Genomic DNA, 8,365 nt, shown 5'->3' on the forward strand with positions numbered 1-8,365 from the left:
GCGCCGCAGCAGAGCGGGACGGCGGCCGGGGCGGTGAACACCGCGCGGCAGCTGGGCCTGGCGCTCGGGGTCGCGGTGCTGGGCACCGTGTTCCGCGGCGCCGCCGGTGACGGCCGTCCGACGCTGCCGCATTTCGTGACGGGTCTGGATTCGGCGGTCGCGGTGGCGAGCGCCGTCGGAATCGTGTGTGGCGTCGCGGTATTCGCGCTCTTCCGCACCCACGAACGCGATACCGAACCGGCCCCCGCTCCCGCGCTGATCTGACCGCTAGCGCACGGGGAGGAGGGCGTCGTCCTCCTCCTCGGTGCGCGGGCCGAAGATGCGACGCTCGGACTCGGCGATCGGCACATCGTTGATGCTGGCCTCGCGGCGCGACATGCGGCCGTCGGACGCGAACTCCCAGAGTTCGTTGCCATAGCTGCGATGCCACCGGCCCTCGTCGTCGTGCCATTCATACTGGAAGCGAACGGCGATGCGGTTCTCGGTGAAGGTCCACAGGTCCTTGCGCAGGGCGTAGCCGTTCTCGCTGGACCATTTACGCTTCAGGAAGTCGACGATCTCGGCGTGGCCGATGAGGAATTCGTCGCGATTGCGCCAGACGGAATCCTCGGTGTACGCCTGCGCGACCTTCTCGGGATCGCGGGTGTTCCAGGCATTTTCGGCGGCGCGAACCTTCTGCTTCGCGGATTCCAGGTCGAAGGGCGGCAGTGGAGGACGCATGGCGGTGAGCCTTTCGGGTTGACGAGGATCGCGGATCAGGGGTTGACCGGCGACAGCTCGGGGTCGGTCCAGCGCAGGGGCGTGGCGCCCGAGATCTCGACGACCTCGGTGACGGTGAAGTCGACGGCGCATTGCGCGCCGGGCGTGAAAACCGCCTCGTCCCAGGTGATCTCGGCGGTTCCAGTGAGTTGCAGAGTGGCCCCGGTCCCCCAGTCGGGCAGGAGCAGGCCGCAGCGCGGGTCGGCGGCGATATTGCCGAGGGTCATGAACATGGAGTTGCCGCGGTAGTCGGGCCAGCGCAGGCGGGTCGGGGAAAGCACCTGCAGAAAGCCGGGATTGCCGCCGCGATGGGAGGCGTCGGCGTGCCCGTCGGCGTCGGCGGAGGCGACGAAGAAGGTGTCGGCGCGTGAGACGAGTTCCCGCTGCGCGGCATCCAACTCCGTGCCGCGGCGCACCTCCGGTGTCACGCCCGAAACCCATTCCTCGACCCCTCGTCGGGAAATGTACTTCGGGCAGTTCGAATACACCTGCTCGGTGTCGATGCGCAGTCCGGTCGCGGTGGGCGCGATCACCCCGTTGACCCGCATGCGGCGGCGGGTCTGCGGCTGCAAGGCGATCATCCCGACATGCCGTGCGCCACGCAGCGATTCGGCCAGCGGGTCACCCGCCACCGGTGTCGCCTCGACCTCGATGACGCGCTCGCCGGCGGCGTGGACGAACCCGGGCGACCCCGCCAGCTGGCCTGCCCACATATGGCCCGCGTCATCGGCGGCGGCCAGGACGATCATCGGCTGTTCGGCCAGGAATTGCGCGGCGGCGGCCGGAATGTCGGGCCGGATCATCCGGCCGACCCGCTGCGCGATGTCGGCCTGGCCCAGTCGCCGCTGCACCGCCAGTTCCCCGGGGTGATAGGCGACCCCGCCGGGCAGGTCCCGGATCTGCATGTCGTTCATGGCCGTTTCCCTTCGGGGCTCGGTTCGGTGGCGAGGCGCCGCAGTGGCACCCCATGCGAATCCCGCAGTGGCAGTCCGATATTCCGGCTCAGAAGAACCCGCAGGTCGGGGCGCTGCCCGAGGGAGCTGGAGCATGCTCGGCGCCCGAGGGCGCGTAGACCTCGAGGCGGATGCCGTCCGGGTCGATGAAGAAGATGCCGCCGGAGGCCGCACCCTCGCCGTGGGCGACGACGCCGTCGTGGGCGAACGCGACGTCGAGGTCCTTCAGCGCGGTCTCCACCGCACGGACCTGGTCGATGGTGTCGACCTGGAACGAGAGGTGGTGCAGGCCGGGAGTTTTCGCCGAGAACTCGCCGTCGCTCTGCTGCCACAGCGTGACCTGCAACTGCCCGTCCCGCCCGAGGAAGGCGAAGCGCTGCGCGCCCTCCCCGCCCGCGCCGAGCTGTTCGAAGCCGAGTGCGCGCCGATAGAAGGACACCGAGCGGTCGAGGTCGGTGACATTGAGGCCGATGTGCCCGGTGGCGAGGACGGGTGCGGTCATGATGAATCCCTTCGGATGATCTAACCCATGTTGCTTGTTTGACAGGTTAGAAGTTAATCGCAGGGGTCGCCCAGCGTCAACCCCTATAGTTGATTTGTCTGGTTAGAAGGGAGTGGATGATCCGATGACGACAAGGAGCCGGTTACCCTCAGACGTGCCCGAACCACGCCCCCACCTCGGTGAACCGCCCGCGTTGGACCTGCTCAACACGCGCTGGATAGCGCAGACGGGCCCGCAGGATCTGCTCACCGATGTGGCCGGCGCCCGGCAGTGGCTGGCCGACAACGATCTCGACGTCCCCGCCGACGAAGACACGCTCGACGCCCTGATAGCCGCCCGCGACGCGATTCTGCGCGTGGTCAAGGCCGACTCCGCGGATGATCCGCACATCGCCGACGACCTCAACGCGGTGCTCGCGCACGGCCGCATCCGCCGCGCTCTGACCGCAGCGGGCCCGGCCGACGTCCCCGAGGTCGCCGACCCGGCCTGGCTACCCGCCTGGCTCGCCGCCGACAACCTGCTACACCTGCTGGCGAGCTCCCCCGAACGCATCAAGCAGTGTGCGCACCCGCACTGTGTCCTGTGGTTCCTGGACACCTCGAAGAACGGCACCCGCCGCTGGCATTCCATGGCGGCGTGCGGCAATCGCGCCAAGGCGACGCGGCACTACGCGAAGAAGACCCAGTCGGAACAGTCCGCCGGGTAACCCGAATTCACCAGCGCGACTTCGGCACATCGAATTCCGCGCACAGCGCCCGCCACACGTCGCGGGGATCGACCCCCGCCTCGATGGCCTGCGCGCCGGTCCGCCCCATGGACGGCAGCACGTGATCGGCCAGCAGCGCGTCGGCGCGCGCCGTGCCGAACTCGGTATGCATCAACTCCTGAAACTCCGTCAGCCGCACGGCCGCGAGCCTACGCCACCGACCGGATCCGGCCGGTGGCATACCGGTCCGACCGGATCACCCGACTCGTGCACGACCGGTTGGTACGGAGCTCGCGCGGCTGGTCCGGCACTCGCCGAGCAGGCGGCGTCAGCGCACCACGGCGTGACAGATCTCGACCGGGTCGACGGTGTCGGCGATGCCGGCGGCGGCCGACTCGGCGGCGGTCTTGTAGGCGGGATCGTCGAGGATGCGTTTCACCGCGTCCCGCAGGGCCTCAGGGGTGAGCGGCCGCACGAACAGGGAACTGCCTTGGCGGGCCGCGCGATTGGCGAGCTCCCACTGGTCGCCGCCACCGGGAACGGTGACGATCGGAACACCTGACAGCAGGGTCTTGGCGAGCAGACCGTGTCCGCCGCCGCCGATCACGACCGAGGCGTGGCGCAGCAGTTCGTCCTGACGACCCAAACCGGCTGTGGCCCAGGACGGGAGGTCGGTGGGCGGGGTGTCGAGAGTGGAAATGGCGACACGAACGCCCGCGCCCTCGAACGCCGCCAATGCGGCCTCCGCCAGACCGACCTGGCCGGTCTGAGCGGTGGAGGGAGCGACCATGACCAGCGGTTCGTCACCGGGCGGCAAGTCGAGGATGTGAGAGGTGGGCTCCCACAGCAGGGGCCCGACCAGGTGGGCGTTCTCCGGCCAGTCCGGCCGCGGCACCTCCAGGGCGGGCAGCGTGGCGATCAGCCGGGCATCGGGCCCCGGATCCTCCGCGGGCAGGCCGATACTGGCCCGCGCCTGCTCACGCTGCACTTCCCCGCGCCGCACGGCGCGCGAGCTCAGCCCGCGCAGCACCGAGTCCCGGGCCCGACCGCGCAGCCCCTCCCCCGCCGCGAGGCCACTCCCGATGGGCGGCAACCCCTTCGACTGCAGGTACAGCGGATGCGGCGACAGTTCCACCCACGGCAGCCGCAACCGCTCCGCGGCCATCCCGCCGCCGGCGGTGAGCACATCCGACACCACGAGTTCGGGCAGCATGGCGCTCAGATCCGGCAAAATCTCGGTCGAGATATGCGCGGCCCGTTGATGAATCCGCGCCCCGGCGTCACTGTCGTCGTCCTCGGCCCGCGGCGCGAGGCCCTTGAGCCGTCGCACCCCGATCCCGGCGTCCCGCGCGGCGTCGAACCAGCGCGGGCTGGTGAACAGCACCGGCTCGTCCCCGGCCGCCAGCAATCGTTCACACAACGCAATCGCCGGAAACGCATGCCCCGGATCAGGCCCGGCCACCACCGCTACTCGCACGCAGCCAGGGTGCCACACCCGCCCGACACTTCCGGAACCTCACCCGTCTTCCGATACCGTGCCGCCGGGCCGGCGTCGAAGTCCCAGCTCAGCCCGCGAAGTGGTAGAGCTCGAAGCTGAGGGCCCGGGCGGCGGGGAAACCCTCCTTGGGTCCGGTGGTCATCTCGATGACGGCGCGGGCCTGGGCTTCGACCGGTTCGGGGCTCAGGACCTCGAGGTAGCGGCGGTGGGCGGTGAGGGATTCGACGGCGGCCTCGACCGTGTCGGTGACGTCGAGGCCGTGGCTGCCGTCGCCGACGCCGTAGACGGCGGCCCAGCGCGGGGACCAGGCGGGCAGATCGGCGATGTCGGGGTGGATCCACTCGTTGCCCGCATCGGAGACGGCGTCGAGGGCGGCGCGGCCGACGGCGCGGTGGTCGGCGGAGTTGACGTAGCCGCGGGCCCAGGTGTCGCCGTAGTTGAACAGGAGCACCATTTCGGGCCGGTGGCGGCGGATGGCGGCGGCCAGGTCGCGTCGCAGGGCGAGGGATTCCTCGATGCGGCCGTCCGGGTAGCCGAGGAATTCGACCGAGCTGACGCCGACGATCTTGGCCGAGGCCCGCTCCTCGTCCTCGCGCAGCGGCCCGGCCTCGGCGGGCGACAGCCCCGCGATACCGGCCTCACCACTGCTGACCAGCACGTAGCGAATGTCCTTACCCTGCCCGGTCCAGCGCGCGACCGCGGCGGCGGCCCCATACTCGATGTCGTCGGGATGCGCCACGATGACGATCCCCCGCTGCCAGTCCTCGGGAAGCTGCTCCATGCCTGTATTCAACTCCGGCCGCACCGGCCCGCGCCACCAGGGCACGAACTTCGCACCCCGGACCCGTATCGCGCCGCCCGCGCCGAGCCGGCAGCGGCGGATCACAGCATGCTGAGCACGCCCTCGAACGCCGCCTCGGCCGCTCCCAGCAGTTTGAGATCCGGTCCCAGACAGGACTTCTCGATCCGCACCCCGCCGAATGCCCGGCTCACCATGCTGCGCCGGTGCACCTCCTCACGGACCCGTGCGATCGCCGCGTCGGGCAGCGCGGTGAACAGGTCGCCCAGCACCACCAGTTCGGGTCCGAGAATGTTCACGACATTGACCAGCCCGAGCGTCAGCCAGTCCAGGTACTCGCCGAGCGGGGATTCCCAATTCCCGCCCAGCGCACGCAGTTCGGCCACGATCGCGCCGCGCGGCCCGTGCTCTGGCATGCCCAGGGCCCGGCACAGCGCCGCCTCCCCCACCTCGCCCTCCCAACAGCCCTCGTTGCCGCAGTAGCACTTTCGCCCGCCGGGTCGCACCGTCATATGCCCGATCTCGCCCATGTACCCGGCCTGCCCGCGCAACAGCGCGCCCTGGGCGATGAGCCCGCCGCCCACCCCGACATCGGCGGACACGAACACCGCGTCGGCGGCGGTGCGCCCCGCGCCCCTGACATGCTCTGCGAGAGCGCCGAATTCGGCGTCGTTGCCGACCGTGACCGGCACATCCAGCACCGCTCGCAGCCGCTGCCCGAGCGCCACCTCGCCCCAGCGCAGATTCGCGGCATTGTGCACCAGCCCGTCGGCGCGCCGCACCACCCCGGGCACGCACACCCCGGCCGCGACCGGTCGCAGCCCCAGATCCTCGGCCAGGATCGCCGAGGATTCCGCGACGTGGGTGATCACCTCGTCCGGTTCCCGTTGCCGCCCACGCAGATTCCAGCTGTTGCGGACCATGATCTGCCCGCCGAACCCGACCAGCGCGATCCCCACGTGCTCGACCTGCACGTCCACCGCGAGCACCACCGCCGCCTCGGGTTGCGGCAGCACCAGCAGCGACGGCCGCCCGGCCCCACGGGCCAGCCGCGGCACCTTCTCCTCCACCACGCCGTCCTCTGCGAGCCCGTCCACGAGCATCTTGATGGTGGATCGGTTGAGCCCGAGTGCGGCCGCGAGGGTCGCGCGGGTGGCGGGGCCTCCGGTGTGTAGCAGCCGCAGGAGGGTCGACCGGTTGAACCGGCGCACCTCGTCCGGACGGGCGACGGTCATGAACTCGGATATACCATCGCGCGGCTCACCGACCGGACATCGCCACGCGGCGTCTCGACAGCGCGTCGACGGAAGCGGCCAGCAGCAGCACCAGCCCGGTCACGATGGACACCACCGCCGCCGGTTGCCGCAGCAGGCCCAGCCCGTTCGACACCACCGCCAGCACCGCGCCGCCGATCACCGCGTCGGCCACCCGCCCGCGCCCGCCGAACAGCGACGTCCCGCCGATCACGGCCGCGCCGACCGCGAACAGCAGCGTATTGAGCCCGCCCGCTTGCGGATCCACCGAACCGACCTTCGAGGAGTAGACGATCGCCCCGACCGCCGCGCACGCGGAACTGATCACGAAAACGCTGGCCCGCAACTGGGTGACATTGATGCCCGCGCGCCGCGCGGCCTCGACATTGCCGCCGACCGCGTAGATATGACGGCCGTAGGTGGTCCGCGTCAGCACGTAGGTTCCGGCGACCAGCAACACCAGCACGATCGGAACCACGTACGGCACACCGGAAATGACGATCAGCGAGCTCGGCGACCGGTTGACGGTGAGCAGCGCCGTCACGACGATCGCGAAGATCACCAGCGCCGAAACCTTCACCACCACCAGCGCCGTCGGCCGCGTCACCAGCCCCCGCCGCCGACGCAGCACGTGCCCGCCGAGCGTGACCACGGCGTACCCGCCCGCCGCCACCACGCACAGCACCCAGCTGCCCACCGTCGACAGATTCCCGTTGGCCACCGCGTCGAGCACATGCGAGGAACTGATCCCCAGCACCCCGCCCTCCCCGATGAGCTGCAGGATCACGCCCTGCCACGCCAGGAACAGCGCCAGCGTCACCACGAACGACGGCATCCCGATCTTGGCGATCAGGAACCCGGTGATGGATCCGATGGCCGCGCCCACGCACACCGCGAGCAGCATCTCCACCCACGGATTCGCGGACAGGCCCAGGACCGTCAGCAGAATCCCGAGCAGCGAGAACGCCACCCCCGGCCAGATCCGCAGCAGCCCCGCCAGGATCGCGGCCAGCGCCAGCATGGCGTTGAACACGAAGAACACCGTCGACCCCATGCCGGTCAACAGGTTCCCGTTCTCCACGTAGTGCATGGCCAGCACCGCGCCCGCCACCCCGGAGGCCGTGCCCGCCGACAGATCGATCTCGCCGATCAGCAGCACGAACACGATCCCGATGGCGATGATGGTCTGCCCCGCGCCCTGCGCCAGCAGGTTGGCGATGTTGTTGAGTGAGAAGAACACATCCGAGAGGGCCGAGAAGAACACGATCAACGCCACGAGGCCGAGAATCGCTGGCAGCGAACCGATCTCGCCGCCGCGCAGCCGAGCCACATAGTTGCTCGAGGCTTCTCGTACCGACAGTGTCGTGGTGTCGATTCCGAAGTCGGTGACGGCGGTCCCGGATTCGGCCGTCGCTTGCGAAACATCGGCCATACCGGCGGATTCCTCGCTCACAATGCCACCGCTTCCGGGCGCGCCAACCCGAGGTCCCCCGAGCGTCCGGCGGTGATCAATTCCACCACCTGCCCGGTGGTGACGTCGGCGGTCCGCACCTGCGCGGCCATCCGCCCCAGGTACAGCACCGCGATCCGATCCGCGACCTCGAACACGTCGGCCAGGTTGTGGCTGATCAACATCACCCCGAGTCCTTGTTCGGCCAGCCGCCGCACCAGATCCAGCACCTGCCGTGTCTGCGCGACGCCGAGCGCCGCGGTGGGTTCGTCGAGCAGCACCAGATTGCTGTTCCACAGCACGGCTTTGGCGATCGCCACGGTCTGGCGTTGCCCGCCGGAGAGCGCCGCGACCGGGGTGCGCACCGATTTCACGGTGCGCACCCCCCACGAGGCCCGGGGGCGCCGCGCCGCCGCCTCCCTGCTCGCCGCGTCCAGCAGCCACC

Annotated in this window: 10 protein-coding genes and 1 pseudogene; 2 read left to right on the forward strand and 9 right to left on the reverse strand. The window is 70.1% G+C overall.

Annotated elements, in window-relative coordinates:
- A pseudogene (locus tag ACFV4K_RS32680) lies at positions 1-264 on the forward strand (MFS transporter); the annotation flags it as partial.
- A gap of 3 nt (positions 265-267) precedes the next feature.
- Here ACFV4K_RS32680 and ACFV4K_RS32685 read toward each other — a convergent pair.
- From ACFV4K_RS32685 to ACFV4K_RS32695, 3 genes are all read right to left on the reverse strand, one after another.
- Positions 268-720, reverse strand: a complete 453-nt coding sequence (locus ACFV4K_RS32685; protein WP_379280121.1) for a nuclear transport factor 2 family protein — start codon at positions 718-720, stop codon at positions 268-270.
- A 35-nt stretch (positions 721-755) separates the two neighbouring features.
- Positions 756-1,664, reverse strand: coding sequence for a pyridoxamine 5'-phosphate oxidase family protein (locus ACFV4K_RS32690; RefSeq protein WP_379280133.1), 909 nt, complete (start codon positions 1,662-1,664; stop codon positions 756-758).
- A gap of 97 nt (positions 1,665-1,761) precedes the next feature.
- A complete protein-coding gene (locus ACFV4K_RS32695) occupies positions 1,762-2,214 on the reverse strand; it encodes a VOC family protein (RefSeq protein ID WP_379280123.1) in 453 nt (150 codons plus the stop codon).
- A gap of 154 nt (positions 2,215-2,368) precedes the next feature.
- Here ACFV4K_RS32695 and ACFV4K_RS32700 point away from each other — a divergent pair, with 154 nt between their 5' ends.
- The gene (locus ACFV4K_RS32700) at positions 2,369-2,920 is read left to right on the forward strand and encodes a CGNR zinc finger domain-containing protein (RefSeq protein ID WP_379280125.1); all 552 of its coding nucleotides are present in this window, start codon (positions 2,369-2,371) and stop codon (positions 2,918-2,920) included.
- Between the two features lie 7 nt (positions 2,921-2,927).
- Here the strand turns inward: ACFV4K_RS32700 and ACFV4K_RS32705 are convergent, their stop codons facing one another.
- From ACFV4K_RS32705 to ACFV4K_RS32730, 6 genes are all read right to left on the reverse strand, one after another.
- The gene (locus tag ACFV4K_RS32705) at positions 2,928-3,119 is read right to left on the reverse strand and encodes a DUF3046 domain-containing protein (RefSeq protein ID WP_357282872.1); all 192 of its coding nucleotides are present in this window, start codon (positions 3,117-3,119) and stop codon (positions 2,928-2,930) included.
- 129 nt (positions 3,120-3,248) lie between these two features.
- Complete coding sequence (locus ACFV4K_RS32710) at positions 3,249-4,397, reverse strand: glycosyltransferase (protein ID WP_379280127.1); 1,149 nt, start codon at positions 4,395-4,397, stop codon at positions 3,249-3,251.
- Between the two features lie 88 nt (positions 4,398-4,485).
- Positions 4,486-5,199, reverse strand: coding sequence for a PIG-L deacetylase family protein (locus ACFV4K_RS32715; RefSeq protein WP_379280128.1), 714 nt, complete (start codon positions 5,197-5,199; stop codon positions 4,486-4,488).
- 101 nt (positions 5,200-5,300) lie between these two features.
- The gene (locus ACFV4K_RS32720) at positions 5,301-6,452 is read right to left on the reverse strand and encodes an ROK family protein (protein ID WP_379280129.1); all 1,152 of its coding nucleotides are present in this window, start codon (positions 6,450-6,452) and stop codon (positions 5,301-5,303) included.
- 25 nt (positions 6,453-6,477) lie between these two features.
- Entirely contained in the window at positions 6,478-7,923 is a 1,446-nt protein-coding gene (locus ACFV4K_RS32725) for a sugar ABC transporter permease (protein WP_379280131.1), read from the reverse strand.
- Positions 7,920-8,365 (reverse strand): ATP-binding cassette domain-containing protein (locus ACFV4K_RS32730; protein ID WP_379280132.1); only part of this gene is annotated, 446 nt, incomplete at its 5' end. The genes ACFV4K_RS32725 and ACFV4K_RS32730, both read right to left, overlap by 4 nt.

Origin of the sequence: Nocardia sp. NPDC059764 (genome assembly GCF_042732555.1) — a bacterium.
GTDB lineage: Bacteria > Actinomycetota > Actinomycetes > Mycobacteriales > Mycobacteriaceae > Nocardia.